The organism is Escherichia sp. HH26CH (assembly GCF_009820205.1).
Classification (GTDB): Bacteria; Pseudomonadota; Gammaproteobacteria; order Enterobacterales; family Enterobacteriaceae; genus Escherichia; species Escherichia coli_F.
In genome coordinates this window covers 154,972-172,336 of sequence record NZ_VNXM01000064.1, presented here as the reverse complement: position 1 = coordinate 172,336, position 17,365 = coordinate 154,972, and the positions used below count along the sequence as shown (strand labels likewise).

Annotated in this window: 18 protein-coding genes; 8 read left to right on the top strand and 10 right to left on the bottom strand. The window is 49.0% G+C overall.

Annotated features, from left to right (window positions below):
• Positions 1–22: 22 nt before the first annotated feature.
• The 5 genes from pyrI to bdcA form a co-directional block, all read right to left on the bottom strand.
• Positions 23–484: an aspartate carbamoyltransferase regulatory subunit gene (gene pyrI, locus FQ015_RS20360; RefSeq protein ID WP_000148581.1), complete on the bottom strand. Its 462-nt coding sequence runs from the start codon at positions 482–484 to the stop codon at positions 23–25.
• 12 nt (positions 485–496) lie between these two features.
• Entirely contained in the window at positions 497–1,432 is a 936-nt protein-coding gene (gene pyrB, locus FQ015_RS20355; RefSeq protein WP_000013046.1) for an aspartate carbamoyltransferase, read from the bottom strand.
• Positions 1,433–1,435: 3 nt separating this feature from the next.
• Positions 1,436–1,570: a pyr operon leader peptide gene (gene pyrL / locus FQ015_RS20350; protein WP_001296693.1), complete on the bottom strand. Its 135-nt coding sequence runs from the start codon at positions 1,568–1,570 to the stop codon at positions 1,436–1,438.
• Between the two features lie 280 nt (positions 1,571–1,850).
• On the bottom strand, positions 1,851–2,246 hold the full coding sequence (locus tag FQ015_RS20345) for a RidA family protein (RefSeq protein ID WP_039021195.1): 396 nt from the start codon (positions 2,244–2,246) through the stop codon (positions 1,851–1,853).
• Positions 2,247–2,376: 130 nt separating this feature from the next.
• Positions 2,377–3,090 carry an SDR family oxidoreductase gene (bdcA, locus tag FQ015_RS20340; RefSeq protein ID WP_032185781.1) on the bottom strand — a complete coding sequence of 238 codons (714 nt, stop codon included), beginning with the start codon at positions 3,088–3,090 and terminating at the stop codon, positions 2,377–2,379.
• 70 nt (positions 3,091–3,160) lie between these two features.
• Between bdcA and FQ015_RS20335 the strand changes: the two genes are divergently transcribed.
• The 3 genes from FQ015_RS20335 to FQ015_RS20325 all read left to right on the top strand — a co-directional run bounded on the left by FQ015_RS20335 (position 3,161) and on the right by FQ015_RS20325 (position 6,072).
• Complete coding sequence (locus FQ015_RS20335; protein WP_160524426.1) at positions 3,161–3,754, top strand: TetR/AcrR family transcriptional regulator; 594 nt, start codon at positions 3,161–3,163, stop codon at positions 3,752–3,754.
• Between the two features lie 144 nt (positions 3,755–3,898).
• A complete protein-coding gene (gene tabA / locus FQ015_RS20330) occupies positions 3,899–4,351 on the top strand; it encodes a toxin-antitoxin biofilm protein TabA (protein WP_001315168.1) in 453 nt (150 codons plus the stop codon).
• Between the two features lie 122 nt (positions 4,352–4,473).
• Entirely contained in the window at positions 4,474–6,072 is a 1,599-nt protein-coding gene (locus tag FQ015_RS20325) for a DNA-binding protein (RefSeq protein WP_160524425.1), read from the top strand.
• Between the two features lie 57 nt (positions 6,073–6,129).
• On the opposite strand, the gene argF is transcribed toward FQ015_RS20325, so the two are convergent.
• Positions 6,130–7,134 (bottom strand): ornithine carbamoyltransferase, encoded by a 1,005-nt coding sequence (gene argF / locus FQ015_RS20320; protein ID WP_000012907.1) that lies wholly within the window; start codon positions 7,132–7,134, stop codon positions 6,130–6,132.
• Positions 7,135–7,295: 161 nt separating this feature from the next.
• Between argF and rraB the strand changes: the two genes are divergently transcribed.
• Positions 7,296–7,712, top strand: a complete 417-nt coding sequence (gene rraB, locus FQ015_RS20315) for a ribonuclease E inhibitor RraB (protein ID WP_000002953.1) — start codon at positions 7,296–7,298, stop codon at positions 7,710–7,712.
• Between the two features lie 146 nt (positions 7,713–7,858).
• On the opposite strand, the gene FQ015_RS20310 is transcribed toward rraB, so the two are convergent.
• Positions 7,859–8,362, bottom strand: coding sequence for a GNAT family N-acetyltransferase (locus tag FQ015_RS20310; RefSeq protein ID WP_001059402.1), 504 nt, complete (start codon positions 8,360–8,362; stop codon positions 7,859–7,861).
• Between the two features lie 192 nt (positions 8,363–8,554).
• On the opposite strand from FQ015_RS20310, the gene FQ015_RS20305 reads away from it, so the two are divergent.
• Entirely contained in the window at positions 8,555–9,751 is a 1,197-nt protein-coding gene (locus tag FQ015_RS20305) for a YjgN family protein (RefSeq protein ID WP_000079650.1), read from the top strand.
• Between the two features lie 53 nt (positions 9,752–9,804).
• On the opposite strand, the gene valS is transcribed toward FQ015_RS20305, so the two are convergent.
• The 3 genes from valS to pepA all read right to left on the bottom strand — a co-directional run bounded on the left by valS (position 9,805) and on the right by pepA (position 14,874).
• On the bottom strand, positions 9,805–12,660 hold the full coding sequence (gene valS, locus FQ015_RS20300) for a valine--tRNA ligase (RefSeq protein ID WP_160524424.1): 2,856 nt from the start codon (positions 12,658–12,660) through the stop codon (positions 9,805–9,807).
• A complete protein-coding gene (gene holC, locus FQ015_RS20295) occupies positions 12,660–13,103 on the bottom strand; it encodes a DNA polymerase III subunit chi (RefSeq protein WP_000786399.1) in 444 nt (147 codons plus the stop codon). The genes valS and holC overlap by 1 nt, the downstream gene beginning before the upstream one ends.
• A 259-nt stretch (positions 13,104–13,362) precedes the next feature.
• Positions 13,363–14,874 carry a leucyl aminopeptidase gene (pepA, locus tag FQ015_RS20290; protein ID WP_000397144.1) on the bottom strand — a complete coding sequence of 504 codons (1,512 nt, stop codon included), beginning with the start codon at positions 14,872–14,874 and terminating at the stop codon, positions 13,363–13,365.
• A gap of 153 nt (positions 14,875–15,027) precedes the next feature.
• Between pepA and ytgA the strand changes: the two genes are divergently transcribed.
• The 3 genes from ytgA to lptG all read left to right on the top strand — a co-directional run bounded on the left by ytgA (position 15,028) and on the right by lptG (position 17,323).
• On the top strand, positions 15,028–15,078 hold the full coding sequence (gene ytgA, locus FQ015_RS24395; RefSeq protein ID WP_211180521.1) for a protein YtgA: 51 nt from the start codon (positions 15,028–15,030) through the stop codon (positions 15,076–15,078).
• Between the two features lie 62 nt (positions 15,079–15,140).
• Entirely contained in the window at positions 15,141–16,241 is a 1,101-nt protein-coding gene (gene lptF, locus FQ015_RS20285; protein WP_000584114.1) for an LPS export ABC transporter permease LptF, read from the top strand.
• On the top strand, positions 16,241–17,323 hold the full coding sequence (lptG, locus tag FQ015_RS20280) for an LPS export ABC transporter permease LptG (protein ID WP_001295681.1): 1,083 nt from the start codon (positions 16,241–16,243) through the stop codon (positions 17,321–17,323). Before lptF ends, lptG begins: the two co-directional genes overlap by 1 nt.
• Positions 17,324–17,365 lie beyond the last annotated feature (42 nt).

Sequence of the window (17,365 nt, the reverse complement as noted above, 5' to 3'; positions counted from 1 at the left end):
AGACTTTTATTACCAACCGCAATTAATTGGCCAGCACCACATTATGGGAAAACTCTTTTTCACAGTATTTGCATTTGAGCGCGATGTCATTGGCGCGTTTTCGCACGGCAAAGCTGGATGAAACCGGTTCGGCATGGCTGATACAGTTGCTGTTCGGGCAGACCAGCACATTGTCGATGCGCTCCGGCAGGCTGGGGCGCGATTTACCCACCACTTCATAGTTGTCGATGCGATTTACTGTGGCTTGTGGTGCATACAAAGCCAGTTGGTCTACCTGATCTTCACTCAAAAAGGTATTTTCGATTTTGATCAGATCTTTACGCCCCATCTCACCAGAAGGCAGGTTCAGACCAATGGTGATGCGCTGATCCGTTTCGGTCAGCTTGAACAGACTCAACAGCTTAAAACCGATCTGGGCGGGGATATGGTCAATTACCGTGCCGCGTTTAATAGCTTCAACCTGCAATTTATTATCGTGTGTCATCTCTATTTCCCCTTACAGTACCAGATCGCGATTCAGAACCAGTGCCAGTAACGCCTGGCGAGCGAAAATCCCGTTGCCTGCTTGCTGGAAGTACCAGGCGTGAGGCGTTTTATCAACATCGGTGGCAATCTCATCAACGCGAGGCAGCGGATGCAGCACTTTCATATTGGCTTTGGCGTTGTGGAGATCGCTGGCGCGAAGAACAAACTGCGCTTTCACGTTGGCGTACTCGGACGGGTCCAGACGCTCTTTTTGCACGCGAGTCATGTACAGGATGTCTACTTCCGCCATCACTTCTTCAATAGAGCTGTGCAGACTCCAGGCGATCCCTTTTTCATCGAGCATATCAAGGATGTATTGCGGCATTGCCAACGCGTCCGGCGCGATGAAGTAAAAACGGTTGCCGTCGAACTTCGCTAACGCCTGAGTCAGGGAGTGAACGGTGCGGCCATATTTCAGGTCACCAACCATTGCGACGTGGAGATTGTCCAGACGCCCCTGGGTTTCCTGAATGGTGAATAAGTCCAGCAAGGTTTGCGTCGGATGTTGGTTGGAGCCATCACCGGCATTCAGTACCGGTACATTGCCGGAAAATTCGGTGGCCAGGCGCGCCGCACCTTCCTGCGGATGACGCATCACTATCGCATCGACGTAAGTGCTGATAACCGAAATGGTATCGGCCAGCGTTTCGCCCTTTTTACCCAGTGATGTATTGGCGCTGTCGGAGAAGCCCACCACGCTGGCACCCAGGCGGTGCATGGAAGTTTCGAAAGAGAGGCGGGTACGGGTAGAGGCTTCGAAGAAACAGCTGGCAATGACTTTGTGCTTCAACAGCTCTGGTTGCGGGTTTGCTTTCAGTTTCGCCGCTGTTGCCAGCACCAGATTAAGGTCATCGCGACTAAGGTCGTTTATGGAAATGATATGTTTCTGATATAGCGGATTAGCCATCTTTTATCTCCTGACGCCTGGGCAAAAAAAAGCCCCTCGATTGAGGGGCTGGGAATGGGTGATCAACGGGAAGAAAAACGGCAGGCCGGCGTCTTTTTTCAGACGCGGTAAGACAAAATGTCGAACACACTGAACCATACATCCTCCCGGCAAATTGTCCGGCATTATACTCATCGTCAGAAGCGGCGCAAGCATTTGATGCAATATTTTGTCAGCGCAAACGGTTTATTTGAATTAAAAGTCAAAGTGTATGCATTTTTATTTGCTATGATTCTGGAGGGGAACGGTCGTTCGGTATCAATAATTGCAGACATTTCCTGCTTTTTTCTTTTTCACTTTCACCCAATCAGATATGCATTTTATTCCATTCATCCGACTTATAGGGCGGAGTGTGAAAACTAACGGCTAAAACTATTGCTTACAGCTCAGGGATGCGCGCTATCACTTTAATTTCAAAATCAAAGCCTGCCAGCCAGGTAACGCCCACCGCCGTCCAGTTTGGATAAGGTGGGGCGCTAAATATTTCATTTTTGACTGTCATGATGTCTTCAAATTGTTTTTCCGGATCGGTATGAAAGCTCGTCACATCAATGATATCGTCAAAAGTGCATCCCGCAGCTGCCAGGGTCGCATGCAAATTATCAAATGCCAGTCTGACTTGTTGCTGAAAATCGGGTTCAGGTGTTCCGTCTTCTCGACTTCCTACTTGCCCGGAAACAAACAGCAAATCGCCGGAACGAATGGCCGCAGAATAACGATGTTCAGCATACAGTGAATGTCGGCCAGCAGGGAAAACAGCGATTCTTTCTACCATTTGGTTATCCTCAAGATTTACGACATGAACAGAAGATTTATATTTACCGGGAGCCGCTTTTAGGGGACGACGTGAGTAAACAAAACCCAGACATCATGGATAATGGCTGGGCTTAATTGAGCGTAGTCGGTTATGCGCCAAACGCGCCATCAATGGTATGCATCGCACCGGTAACAAAACTGGCTTCTGACCCTGCTAACCATGCGACCATACCAGCGACCTCTTCCGGTTGCCCATGTCTTTTGATAGCCATAAAACCATGCAACATATCGCGCATTGGCCCGTTGGCGGGATTCGCGTCGGTATCAATTGGCCCTGGCTGGACGACGTTGATGGTGATCCCACGCGGTCCAAAATCACGGGCCAGCCCGCGCGCCATACCTTGCAGGGCAGATTTACTGGCGGCATAAGCAGCCATGCCTGCAACAGGCATACGATCGCCATTCACGGAGCCGATGATTAAGATGCGCCCGCCTTCGGGCATCTGCCGGGCGGCTTCAACAGAGGCATGGTAAGGAGCATGAATATTGATTTTGAAAAGGCGATCAATATCGTCGGCATTTAATTCCAGGGCATCGCCAAAGACGCCAATACCTGCATTTACCACCAGGATATCCAATGCGCCGCTCTTACGAACGACATCAATGACAGCGTCTCTGTCAGCACTATCTGTGAATACTGCTGTCGCTCCCGTCTCTTGTGCCAGGCGTTCAGCGGCATCTTTCGACCCCGCATAGGTGAATCGTACATTGGCCCCATCGGTGACGAAACGACGTACGATAGCAGCACCGATTCCACGACTGCCACCGAGGATGAGAACTGTCTTACCTGTAAAAGCGCCCATAAGGACTCCTTGATTTATTATGTAACATGCATTACAAAACTGTTTTAACTTTCTGTCAACAAGTTTTGTAATGGTCACTAAAAAACAATCTCGTGTTCCTGGTCGTCCCAGACGTTTCGCTCCTGAGCAGGCAGTCTCTGCGGCAAAAGTGCTTTTTCACCAAAAAAGTTTCGATGCTGTCAGTGTTGCTGAAATCACTGATTATCTTGGTATTAACCCCCCGAGCCTCTACGCGGCTTTTGGCAGTAAGGCTGGGTTATTTAGCCGTGTACTCAATGAATATGTCGGTACGGAAGCTATTCCGCTTGCCGATATTCTTCGTGATGATCGTCCGGTAGGCGAGTGCCTGGTTGAGGTATTAAAAGAAGCGGCGCGCAGATATAGCCAAAACGGCGGCTGCGCTGGCTGTATGGTTCTTGAAGGTATTCATAGTCATGATCCACAAGCGCGTGATATTGCCGTTCAATATTATCACGCCGCAGAAACAACCATTTATGACTATATCGCCAGGCGGCATCCACAAAGCGCACAATGTGTGACTGATTTTATGAGTACCGTGATGTCAGGGCTTTCTGCGAAGGCACGAGAGGGGCACTCCATCGAACAACTCTGTGCAACAGCTGCCCTGGCGGGGGGAGCGATAAAAACTCTTCTCAAGGAGTGATGCTGGCCTTGATCCGAAAGGCGGGAACGCGCCTGCCGATAAGTTGTGATAAGACAATAATTCACGCGTTAAGGCTGGCGGAATTGATCATCTTTTCGTATAACGATAGAAATGAAACATTGTTTTAATTAAGGAGTGGAAAAGATGATCATCGGAAATATTCATAATCTTCAGCCGTGGCTACCCCAGGAGTTACGCCAGGCGATTGAGCATATCAAAGCAAACGTTACGGCAGAAACGCCCAAGGGCAAGCACGATATCGAAGGCAATCGTCTGTTTTATCTTATCTCGGAAGATATGACCGAGCCGTACGAAGCTCGCCGTGCGGAGTACCATGCCCGCTATCTCGACATTCAGATTGTGTTAAAAGGTCAGGAAGGCATGACCTTCAGCACGCAACCTGCAGGCACCCCGGATACCGACTGGTTAGCAGACAAAGACATCGCATTTTTGCCGGAAGGCGTTGATGAGAAAACAGTTATCCTTAATGAAGGTGATTTTGTTGTGTTTTATCCGGGGGAAGTGCATAAACCGCTGTGCGCAGTGGGCGCGCCAGCCCAGGTTCGCAAAGCAGTAGTGAAGATGCTGATGGCGTGATGACTTTTCGCCGTAAATAACTCCAGGTTTACGGCGAGTTTGTGAAAAGAGCGTTTTTTGATATTTTTTTGTGAGTAAAATTTGTAATGCTTAGACGTTCTTATTAACTCAAGGAGTTCGTCATGAGCAAAATATCGCATTCGGATTATTTTCACTACGTTGCTTCCTGCAGGAATTTTAAACCAAAACATGATGTTTTAAATAGCTGGTGTGTGGGAATCAATAATTTTTCCCGTATTGCCGAGGGGCAGCATAACAAAAGAAATATCCTTTCTCCTAAGGCATTTTTGGAGTTTCTGGCATGGATATTTACCTTGGGACATGTAGATTTTAGTGAAAGCCGCAATGAAGCGGGAAGAAAAATGATGGGTAATATAAAATCCTCATCTTATTTAAAAAAAGATGATGGTAGTGAAATAATGCGATTTTACATGAATAATCCTGAAGGGTGGGAAGATGATATACGCCCGGTTATTTTAGAAGTTAGACTTACCCCTCCCTCTGTGAATGGGGCTCGTCAAGGGCGTACAGCCATTATATTTGATGATGTAACAGAATCTGGTAAGTCAATTTTTCGTTTTGAAGGGACGGATTTTGAAACAAAAGATGAGAGTTCATTACTACTGATTACTAATAAAGTTCTGGCGTGTTACCAGCGTGAAATTAACAACGAAATAGCACTTCAGTTAAATAATAACCAGATGAATTGGCAAGCCCAGGACTATAAAGATTTTTTTAAAGATGCCTTGGCTACAACATTGTCAACAATAAAGCAAGAGCATCTGCTAATAATGCCTCATGTATGTAATGAAATTATTCCAGACTTACTGGGCGAAGAAGGCATACTTGAAGAGATAGATAATCTCAGCGCGTCTGACGATGCCTTTACTAATAATAAAAAAAGTAATGATGAAATTAATAAGATCAAAATTGATCTATCGCATATTCTTATTGATTCCTTAGATGATGCGCCGGTTGACCTCTCACCGGTCATCCGTTCGATGTTAGAAACTTTTTTAAAATCGCCATATATGAGTGATGTAAAAATACTGGAGTGGTGTTTTAATAAAAGTATCGAATATTTTAATGCTGCTGCAAAGATAGATTATGCATGCGACGTGATAAAAAATATTAAGTCTGGTTGTGATCAGTCTAAAAGAGCTGAGGCATTATTTTCCCTTCTCGATAAAGAACCCTATAAAAATAGCCGTAAATTACAGGAATTTATTTGGGATAAGTTGGTTGCATATGTCAATGATTTTAACTTAAGCAATCAAGAAAAATCACGCTTAATACTAAAGTTATTTGATGATGTTAAGTTGCTATTTAATGAAGTGCCTGTCAGCATTTTAGTAAATGATATTTTTTTGAAGGGTTTTTTCATGAAGCAACCTGATTTTGCTAAGTGGTACTTCTATCAATTACTTAAGTGTTATGAGGGCGAACAGCTGTATCTTAATGAGTTAGGATATGTTTATGGTGATGAAGAAAAAACAAAAGAAATTGTAAATAAACTTCCGGGTTATGTCGTTAAGATTTTTGAAGAAAAGATGGTTAATGAATTAAAAATTAGAACAAGAATGATGGAAGTCCTCCGGGATGGGAAAATCAATATATATAATTATATTAATGAAAAACAGTTAGAAAAATTAAATCCTCCGGAAAATTTACGAACAGTAATAGAAAAATGGGGGTGGAAGAATAGAACTCACACTGCATAAAATAATATGATGCCGGGATATTTTTTGTATTTCCCGGCATCTTTATAGAGATGTCAATTATTTACTGAGCGTCGCGACCATCACCGCTTTGATGGTATGCATGCGGTTTTCCGCCTGATCAAATACAATGCTGGCGGCAGATTCGAAGACCTCATCAGTCACTTCCATTCCGCCATGTAGGCCAAACTCTTCCGCCATTTTTTTGCCAAGCGTCGTTTGGTCGTCATGAAACGCGGGCAGGCAGTGGAGGAATTTGACCTCCGGGTTACCGGTCAACTGCATCATCTTGCTGTTCACCTGATAATCACGCAGTAATGCAATGCGTTCAGCCCATTTTTCTTTTGCTTCACCCATCGACACCCATACATCGGTATAGATAAAGTCAGCACCTTCAACTCCTTTAGCTACATCTTCCGTCAGCGTAATATTCCCGCCATTTTGTTGTGCCAGGGCGCGGCATTCCGTAACCAGCGCAGCTTCTGGCCAGCACGCCTGTGGCGCGACCAGACGCAAATCCAGACCGGTAAGCGCTGCAGCTTCGAGCATCGAATTGCCCATGTTGTTACGTGCGTCACCTGCATAGACCAGCGTCATTTCGTTGAACGCTTTGCCGGGCAAATGCTCCTGCATGGTGAGGAGATCCGCCAGCAGCTGCGTGGGGTGAAACTCATTGGTCAGGCCGTTCCATACCGGCACGCCAGCGTATTCCGCCAGTGTTTCGACAATCTCCTGACCATAGCCGCGATACTGAATACCGTCATACATGCGACCAAGCACGCGGGCAGTGTCTTTAATCGACTCTTTATGACCAATTTGGCTGCCGCTTGGACCGAGATAAGTAACGCGAGCACCCTGGTCATATGCGGCAACTTCGAAAGAGCATCGGGTACGGGTCGAGTCTTTTTCGAAGATGAGCGCGATGTTTTTACCAGTGAGTTTGGCTTCTTCTTTACCGCTTTTCTTATCGGCTTTCAGCTTCGCGGCTAACTGCAGCAGGCTGTTAAGTTCAGCTGGCGTGAAATCGAGTAATTTCAGGAAATGCTTATGATAAAACCCGGACATAGATCCCTCCTGTGGCTAACGCCTAAATGAATTAAAATTCAATTTATATGTATGGTTATTCATTTGCAAGTCTAAAGCATAAATCTTTATCACAAAGGTGGAGGCAATGTCAGTGGTGTGTGACAATAAGAGTATCGGCAGGACATTAAGAGGAATGAGCCATGGCAAACCCGGAACAACTGGAAGAACAGCGTGAAGAAACACGTTTGATTATTGAAGAATTACTGGAAGATGGCAGCGATCCGGACGCGCTGTACACCATCGAACACCATCTTTCCGCAGACGATCTGGAAACTCTGGAAAAAGCGGCAGTTGAAGCGTTTAAACTCGGTTACGAAGTGACCGATCCAGAAGAGCTGGAAGTTGAAGATGGTGATATCGTGATTTGCTGCGACATCCTCAGCGAGTGCGCGTTGAATGCCGATCTGATCGATGCCCAGGTTGAACAACTGATGACGCTGGCGGAGAAATTTGACGTTGAGTACGACGGTTGGGGCACTTACTTTGAAGATCCTAACGGCGAAGATGGCGACGATGAAGATTTTGTCGATGAAGACGATGACGGAGTTCGCCACTAATTAAGCGTAGCGCATCAGGCCCAGGTAGTTCCTGCAACCTGGTGAATTTGTTGCCCGGATAAGGCATTCATGTCACATCCGGCATAAACAAAACGTACGTTGTTAATGTTCGAATGCCCGCGAGTTGAACACGCGGGCATTTTTTTTTAGAGTTCGCGCAACATCCGCACTTCACAATCGACATGGCCCGTGCAGCCAAGCGCATAGTCGATATGCTCAAAGCCCAAATGCTCATAAAGCGCAATGGCTTCCTTTAAAAAAGCTGTCGTTTCCAGATAGCAGCGTTTGAAACCCATCTCTCGCGCCTGCTCCATCGCCATTAAGGCCAGTTTTTTTGCCAGCCCTTTGCCGCGGATAGCCGGAAGAAAATACATCTTTTGCAGTTCGCAAATGTCCGACTCACTCCCGGTTAATGGCGCTATCCCACCGCCGCCGACCACTTCACCCTCGTACTCAACTACCCAATATGCATGGCCAGGCTGACTATACACTTGATACAGCTCGTCAAGATTCGGATCGGCGACGGTGTAGCCTTTATCAGCGGTAAGACCGTATTCGGCGGATACCTGACGAATGACGCGGGCGATAGCAGGATTATCCTGCAGCGTCAGGCGACGCATTACAGGTGATTGCGGCGCAATGTTATTCATAGTTTAACCCAATAAAAATAAAGTAATTATACATTTGTTTAATACCACTCTCTTCTTACGTGCGCAAGCGACTTATAAAGTAATAAAGTTTTTGCCAGCCTATTACTGATAAGAGTATTGTAACGTGGCAGAACATTTTACTGTCTGTATATATAAGTTATATCAATGGATTTTTTAATTCAGGGATTTTTTATGGCTCAAGTTATTAATGAAATGGATGTTCCGTCCCATTCGTTTGTTTTTCATGGTACAGGTGAGAGGTATTTTCTTATTTGTGTGGTGAATGTGTTGTTAACGATTATAACGTTAGGTATCTATTTACCATGGGCGTTAATGAAATGTAAGCGTTATCTTTATGCTAATATGGAAGTTAACGGACAACGATTTTCTTATGGAATTACCGGTGGGAATGTTTTTGTTAGTTGTCTTGTTTTTGTTTTTTTCTATTTCGCAATCTTAATGACAGTGTCAGCAGATATGCCGCTTGTTGGTTGTGTTTTGACTTTGTTACTGTTGGTTTTGCTTATATTTATGGCAGCAAAAGGACTGCGTCATCAGGCCTTAATGACCAGCCTCAACGGCGTAAGATTTAGTTTTAATTGCTCTATGAAAGGGTTCTGGTGGGTGACCTTTTTCTTGCCGATTTTAATGGCCGTTGGGATGGGGACTGTTTTCTTTATCTCGACAAAGATGCTACATGCCAATAGTTCAAGTAGTGTTATTATATCTATGGTTCTGATGGCAATAGTTGGTATTGTTTCCATTGGTATTTTTAATGGTACTTTATATAGTCTGGTAATGAGTTTTCTCTGGAGCAATACCAGTTTCGGTATACATCGTTTCAAGGTGAAATTAGATACTACGTATTGTATAAAATATGCCATTCTCGCATTTTTAGCTTTATTGCCTTTTCTCGCTGTTGCTGGTTATATTATCTTCGATCAAATATTAAATGCGTATGATAGTTCTGTATATGCAAATGATGACATTGAGAATTTACAGCAATTTATGGAAATGCAACGTAAAATGATAATCGCGCAGTTAATCTATTATTTTGGGATTGCTGTTAGCACCAGTTATTTAACGGTGTCGTTGCGAAACCATTTTATGAGCAACCTGTCACTGAATGATGGGCGTATTCGTTTTCGCTCAACTTTAACGTACCACGGTATGCTTTATCGCATGTGTGCGTTGGTGGTGATATCCGGGATTACGGGCGGTCTGGCTTATCCACTGTTGAAAATATGGATGATTGACTGGCAGGCAAAAAATACGTATTTGCTGGGCGATTTGGATGACCTTCCTTTAATTAATAAAGAAGAACAACCAGATAAAGGCTTCTTAGCCAGTATTTCTCGGGGAGTTATGCCTTCTTTACCATTTCTGTAAGAGATAAAAAAGGCCGGAGCATGCGCCGGCCTTCGTTTTCATCACTGTGTTGATTACAGCGCAGCGATAACCGCCTGCTGTTCAATCAGCTTGGCTTTCGCTTCTGCATAGCCTTCCAGCTTCTCACGCTCTTTCGCGATGACCGCTTCCGGTGCGCGGGCGACAAAGCCTTCGTTCGCCAGTTTGTTCTCGATACGGCTGATTTCACCTTCAATCTTCGCCACTTCTTTCGCCAGACGCGCCAGCTCATCTTCTTTGTTGATGAGGCCAGCCATCGGGATCAGCAGCTCTGCACCGTCGATGATCTTCGTAACGGAAACCGGACCTTTGTCATCGGCAGGCAGCACGGTGATACTTTCCAGACGCGCCAGCGTTTGCAGGAAGCCACGGTTTTCATTTACGCGACGTTCTGCATCCGCGCTGCAACCACGAAGCAACAGTTCCAGCGGTTTGCCCGGCGCGATGTTCATTTCTGCACGGATGTTACGTACCGCAACGATCGCCTGTTTCAGCCATTCGGTGTCGGCCAGTGCGGCTTCATCAACCTGAGATGCATCGTACTGCGGGAACGGCTGCAGCATGATGGTGTCGGCAGTGATACCGCAAATTACTTTCACACGCTGCCAGATGGTTTCGGTGATGAACGGAATGATCGGATGCGCGAGGCGCAGCAGACCTTCCAGTACAGTCACCAGCGTATGGCGAGTACCGCACAGTTCGGCTTCTGTTCCACCGTTCATTACCGGCTTGGTCAGCTCCAGATACCAGTCACAGAACTGGTTCCAGGTGAACTCATACAAAATGCCTGCGGCGATATCGAAGCGGAAGCTGTCCAGCGCTTCGCGGTACGCTTTGATGGTCTGGTTGAACTCCGCCAGAATCCAGCGGTCCGCCAGCGACAGCGTCATTTCGCCGCCGTTGAAGCCGCAATCCTGACCTTCTGTGTTCATCAGCACAAAGCGGCTGGCGTTCCACAGCTTGTTACAGAAGTTACGGTAGCCTTCCAGACGCTTCATATCCCAGTTGATGTCACGACCGGTAGAAGCCAGCGCCGCCAGGGTGAAGCGCAGCGCGTCAGTACCGTGCGGCTCAATGCCGTTCGGGAACTGCTTCTCGGTGCGCTTACGGATTTTGTCCGCCAGCTGCGGCTGCATCATATTACCGGTACGTTTTTCCAGCAGTTCCGGCAGCGAAATACCGTCAACCATATCCAGCGGGTCGATAACGTTACCCTTGGATTTGGACATCTTCTGGCCTTCGTCATCACGAATCAGGCCGGTCATGTAAACGGTGTGGAACGGCACCTGCGGTTTGCCATTTTCATCTTTGATGAAGTGCATGGTCATCATGATCATGCGGGCAATCCAGAAGAAGATGATGTCGAAGCCGGATACCATCACGCTGGTTGGGTGGAACTGGCGCAGTGCGTCGGTGTTTTCCGGCCAGCCGAGCGTGGAGAAGGTCCACAGCGCGGAGGAGAACCAGGTGTCGAGAACGTCTTCGTCCTGACGCAGGGCAACGTCGGCACCGAGGTTATTTTCTTTACGCACTTCGTCTTCGTTGCGGCCAACATAAACGTTACCCGCGTCGTCGTACCATGCCGGGATACGGTGACCCCACCACAGCTGACGAGAGATACACCAGTCCTGAATATCGCGCATCCAGGAGAAGTACATGTTTTCGTACTGCTTCGGTACGAACTGAATGTCGCCGTTCTCAACCGCTTCAACTGCCGGTTTCGCCAGTACATCGGCACGCACGTACCACTGGTCGGTCAGCATCGGTTCGATAACTACGCCGCCACGGTCGCCGTAAGGAACGGTCAGGTCGTGCGGTTTAATTTCTTCCAGCAGGCCGAGTGCATCAACCGCAGCAACGACGGCTTTACGCGCGGCAAAACGCTCCAGTTTCTGGAACTCTGCCGGGATCTCGCTGGAATAAACGTCAGATTCGTTACCTTTGGTATCGAACACCTGGGCGCTTTCACGGATATCGCCGTCAAAGGTCAGGATGTTGATCATCGGCAGGGCGTGACGTTTACCGACTTCATAGTCGTTAAAGTCGTGCGCCGGAGTGATCTTCACGCAGCCGGTGCCTTTTTCCATATCGGCGTGTTCGTCGCCAACAATCGGAATACGACGGTTAACCAGCGGCAGAATGACATATTTGCCAATCAGATCTTTGTAACGCGGATCTTCCGGGTTAACGGCTACGCCGGTATCGCCCAGTAGGGTTTCCGGACGGGTAGTCGCAACCACCAGATAATCTTTACCATCTGCGGTTTTCGCGCCGTCAGCCAGCGGATAGCGGATGTGCCACATCGAACCTTTCGATTCGCGGTTTTCCACTTCCAGGTCAGAGATAGCGGTGCGCAGTTTCGGGTCCCAGTTTACCAGGCGCTTGCCACGGTAAATCAGGTCTTCTTTATACAGACGAACGAAAACTTCTTTCACCGCATTGGACAGACCTTCGTCCATGGTGAAGCGTTCACGCTCCCAGTCCACGGAGTTGCCGAGACGGCGCATCTGACGGGTAATGGTGCCGCCGGATTCCGCTTTCCATTCCCAGATTTTGTCGATGAAAGCTTCGCGGCCGTAGTCGTGACGGGTTTTACCTTCTTCTGCGGCAATCTTGCGCTCAACGACCATCTGGGTAGCGATCCCTGCGTGGTCAGTACCGACCTGCCACAGGGTGTTTTTGCCCTGCATGCGCTGATAGCGGATCATGGTATCCATGATGGTTTGCTGGAAGGCGTGACCCATATGCAAACTGCCGGTGACGTTCGGCGGCGGGATCATGATGCAGAAACTTTCCTGGCTTTCATCGCCATTAGGCTTAAAGTAGCCCTGCTTTTCCCAGTGCTCGTAAAGCGGCTGTTCGATATCTTGTGGGTTGTATGTCTTTTCCATTATTTCCAGGTTGCCGTATTCAGGTTGAAACCAGCCACGCGGTAGGCTTTATAGCGTTCGCGCGCCAGTTGTTTCAGAGAATCTTCATAAGGAACGAAGTCTACCACTTCTGTGAAAGCGGTGGCAAAATCTGCAAAGCTTGTTCGCAGACTAATCAATATATCGCGCGGGCTGCTGCTGCGTTTTTGCGGCCAGGCGATCTCCACCGGCGCGCCGCCGCGCGGTCCTTCTCCCGCTAAATTATGCGGAACAAAGCTTTCTGCCGGACGCGCCCACAGGGCTTCATCCAGTCGGTAAGCCTGCTTTTCATCTTCACAGGCGATGAGTACGCGCTTACCACTGCGCCAACGTTCTGCGGCAATTTCACACACCAGTTGCTCAACGGCGCTTAAGCCATCGACGGTTGTGTCATTGTCCAGAAGGTAGAACGTCGCGTTTTTCATAAATGGGGCTTCTTGTGGTGGATTTAAATACACATCAGATAAACGCCGAATTGCCTGATGCGACGCTGTCGCGTCTTATCAGGCCTATGGGTCCGGTACTCTGTGTAGGTCGGATAAGGCATTCACGCCGCATCCGACAATAACAACATTGCCAGATGCGACGCTGTCGCGTCTTATCAGGCCTACGGGTCCGGTGCTCTGTGTAGGTCGGATAAGGCGTTCACGCCGCATCCGACAATAACAACACAGCCTGATGCAATTACTCTTCGCCGTTAAACCCGGCGCGGTTTAACAGGAACTGTGCCAGCAACGCCACCGGGCGACCGGTTGCGCCTTTCGCCTTACCAGAACGCCAGGCGGTACCGGCGATATCCAGGTGTGCCCAGTTGTACTTACGGGTAAAGCGCGACAGGAAGCAACCTGCGGTAATCGCCCCGCCAGGACGACCGCCAATGTTCGCCATATCGGCAAAATTGGACTCCAGCTGTTCCTGATACTCGTCACCCAGCGGCAAACGCCATGCGCGGTCACCGGATTGTTCAGACGCGGCAATCAGCTCATGGGCCAGTGGGTTATGGTTCGCCATCAGGCCGGTAATGTGATGACCCAGCGCGATAACGCAGGCACCGGTCAACGTCGCCACATCAATCACCGCTTCCGGCTCAAAACGCTCAACGTAAGTTAACACGTCGCACAGTACCAGACGGCCTTCGGCGTCGGTGTTCAGCACTTCAACGGTTTGACCGGACATGGTGGTTAACACATCGCCCGGACGATAGGCACGTCCGCCAGGCATGTTTTCGCAGCCTGCCAGCACGCCAATAACGTTAATCGGCAGTTGCAGCTCCGCGACCATACGCATCACGCCGTAAACCGCCGCCGCGCCGCACATATCGTACTTCATCTCATCCATGCCTTCTGAAGGCTTGATGGAGATACCGCCGGAGTCGAAGGTTAAACCTTTACCCACCAGCACGATTGGGCGAGCATCTTCCGACGCGTTGCCTTTGTACTCAATCACCGACATCAGCGATTCGTTCTGCGAACCCTGACCGACCGCCAGATAGGAATGCATCCCCAGCTCTTTCATCTGCTGTTCGCCGATAACGCGGGTGATGACATTCTTGCTGTAGCTGTCAGCCAGCTGGCGCGCCTGAGAGGCGAGATAAGCGGCGTTACAGATATTCGGCGGCATATTACCGAGATCTTTCGCTGCTTTTATCCCGGCGGCAATCGCCAGACCGTGCTGGATCGCGCGCTCACCGCTAGTCAGTTCACGGCGGGTCGGCACGTTGAACACCATCTTACGCAGCGGGCGACGCGGTTCGCTCTTATTCGTTTTCAACTGATCGAAACTGTAGAGCGTCTCTTTTGCTGTCTCGACAGCTTGACGCACTTTCCAGTAGTTGTTACGGCCTTTAACGTGCAGTTCAGTCAGAAAGCAGACCGCTTCCATCGAGCCAGTATCATTCAGCGTATTAATGGTTTTCTGAATAACCTGCTTGTACTGACGCTCATCCAGTTCACGTTCTTTGCCGCAACCAATAAGGAGAATTCGTTCGGAAAGTACATTCGGAACATGGTGCAGCAACAGTGTCTGCCCCGGTTTTCCTTCCAGTTCGCCCCGACGCAGCAGGGCGCTGATGTACCCATCGCTGATTTTATCGAGCTGTTCTGCAATCGGAGAAAGGCGACGTGGTTCGAAGACGCCCACGACGATGCAGGCACTCCGCTGTTTCTCCGGGCTACCGCTTTTTACACTAAACTCCATGCACTACGCTCCTGAATCTTAAAGACAACGGCGGTGGCTACAGATAGAATTGCAAGCTTTCGTAACTCATGTCCGCTGTTGCGATGACTTCGTGTTAATCTTAACGTTATTACGGCATTGGCACGTCAGAACAAAATCTGAGAGGTGAATCCGTTGAGTATAATTATCTTAGCGACGATTTCGACGACTCAAGAGAATAAATGACGTTTAAGCCATGAAACAAGCTAAAATCCTGCAAAAGACGAGTTTTTACGGGCGTATTTAAAGTGATAATCATAAGATATCTGGTGCGGGAGACGCTCAAAAGCCAGCTGGCGATACTCTTCATCTTGCTTTTGATCTTCTTCTGTCAAAAGTTAGTGAGGATCCTCGGCGCAGCGGTTGACGGCGATATTCCGGCGAATCTGGTGCTCTCCCTTCTCGGGTTGGGCGTGCCGGAAATGGCGCAGCTTATCCTGCCATTAAGCCTGTTCCTCGGGCTGCTGATGACGCTGGGCAAACTGTATACCGAAAGTGAAATTACGGTAATGCATGCCTGCGGCTTGAGCAAAGCGGTTCTGGTGAAAGCGGCAATGATCCTTGCGGTATTCACGGCAATCGTCGCGGCGGTTAACGTGATGTGGGCGGGACCGTGGTCATCGCGTCATCAGGATGAAGTGTTAGCAGAAGCGAAAGCGAACCCTGGCATGGCGGCGCTGGCGCAAGGGCAATTCCAGCAAGCGACTAATGGCAGCTCGGTGCTGTTCATCGAAAGCGTTGACGGCAGCGATTTCAAAGATGTGTTCCTCGCGCAAATTCGACCAAAAGGTAATGCACGTCCTTCTGTGGTGGTGGCCGATTCCGGACATTTAACCCAGCTGCGTGACGGCTCCCAGGTCGTCACTCTCAACCAGGGAACGCGCTTCGAAGGCACTGCACTGTTACGCGATTTCCGCATTACGGACTTCCAGGATTATCAGGCGATCATTGGTCACCAGGCGGTGGCGCTCGACCCGAACGATACCGACCAGATGGACATGCGCACATTGTGGAACACTGACACCGATCGTGCCCGCGCAGAACTGAACTGGCGTATCACGCTGGTATTCACCGTGTTTATGATGGCGCTTATGGTCGTTCCGCTGAGCGTGGTTAACCCGCGTCAGGGGCGCGTACTGTCGATGCTGCCAGCCATGCTGCTGTATCTGTTGTTCTTCCTGATCCAGACCTCCCTGAAATCGAACGGCGGTAAAGGTAAGCTGGACCCGACGCTGTGGATGTGGACCGTAAACCTGATTTATCTGGCTTTGGCGATTGTTCTCAACCTTTGGGACACCGTGCCGGTCCGCCGCCTGCGCGCCAGTTTTTCGCGTAAAGGAGCAGTGTGATGCAACCTTTTGGCGTACTTGACCGCTATATCGGTAAAACTATTTTCACCACCATCATGATGACGCTGTTCATGCTGGTGTCGCTGTCGGGCATTATCAAGTTTGTCGATCAGCTGAAAAAAGCCGGGCAGGGGAGTTACGACGCGTTAGGCGCAGGAATGTATACTTTGCTGAGCGTGCCGAAAGATGTGCAAATCTTCTTCCCGATGGCGGCCCTGCTGGGCGCATTACTTGGGTTGGGGATGCTGGCACAGCGCAGCGAACTGGTGGTCATGCAGGCTTCTGGTTTTACCCGTATGCAGGTGGCGCTGTCGGTGATGAAAACCGCCATTCCGCTGGTCTTGTTGACGATGGCGATTGGCGAATGGGTCGCACCGCAGGGTGAGCAGATGGCGCGTAACTACCGCGCGCAGGCGATGTACGGTGGCTCGTTGCTCTCTACCCAGCAAGGTTTATGGGCAAAAGATGGCAACAACTTCGTCTACATTGAGCGGGTTAAAGGTGACGAAGAGTTAGGTGGCATCAGTATCTATGCCTTTAATGAGAATCGTCGTCTGCAATCTGTACGCTATGCCGCTACCGCGAAGTTTGACCCGGAACATAAAGTCTGGCGTCTGTCGCAGGTTGATGAATCTGATCTGACCAATCCGAAACAGATCACTGGTTCACAGACGGTGAGCGGTACCTGGAAAACCAACCTCACGCCGGACAAACTGGGCGTGGTGGCACTGGACCCGGATGCCCTCTCCATCAGTGGTTTGCACAACTATGTGAAGTATCTGAAGTCGAGCGGTCAGGATGCCGGACGTTATCAGCTCAACATGTGGAGCAAAATCTTCCAGCCGCTATCCGTGGCGGTGATGATGCTGATGGCGCTGTCGTTTATCTTTGGCCCACTGCGTAGCGTACCGATGGGCGTGCGTGTGGTCACCGGTATCAGCTTCGGTTTTGTCTTCTACGTACTGGACCAGATCTTCGGCCCGCTGACGTTGGTTTACGGCATCCCGCCGATTATCGGCGCGTTGCTGCCAAGCGCCAGCTTCTTCTTAATCAGCCTGTGGCTGTTAATGAGAAAATCGTAACCTGATGAACGAATAAAGGGAGCGAAAGCTCCCTTTATTATT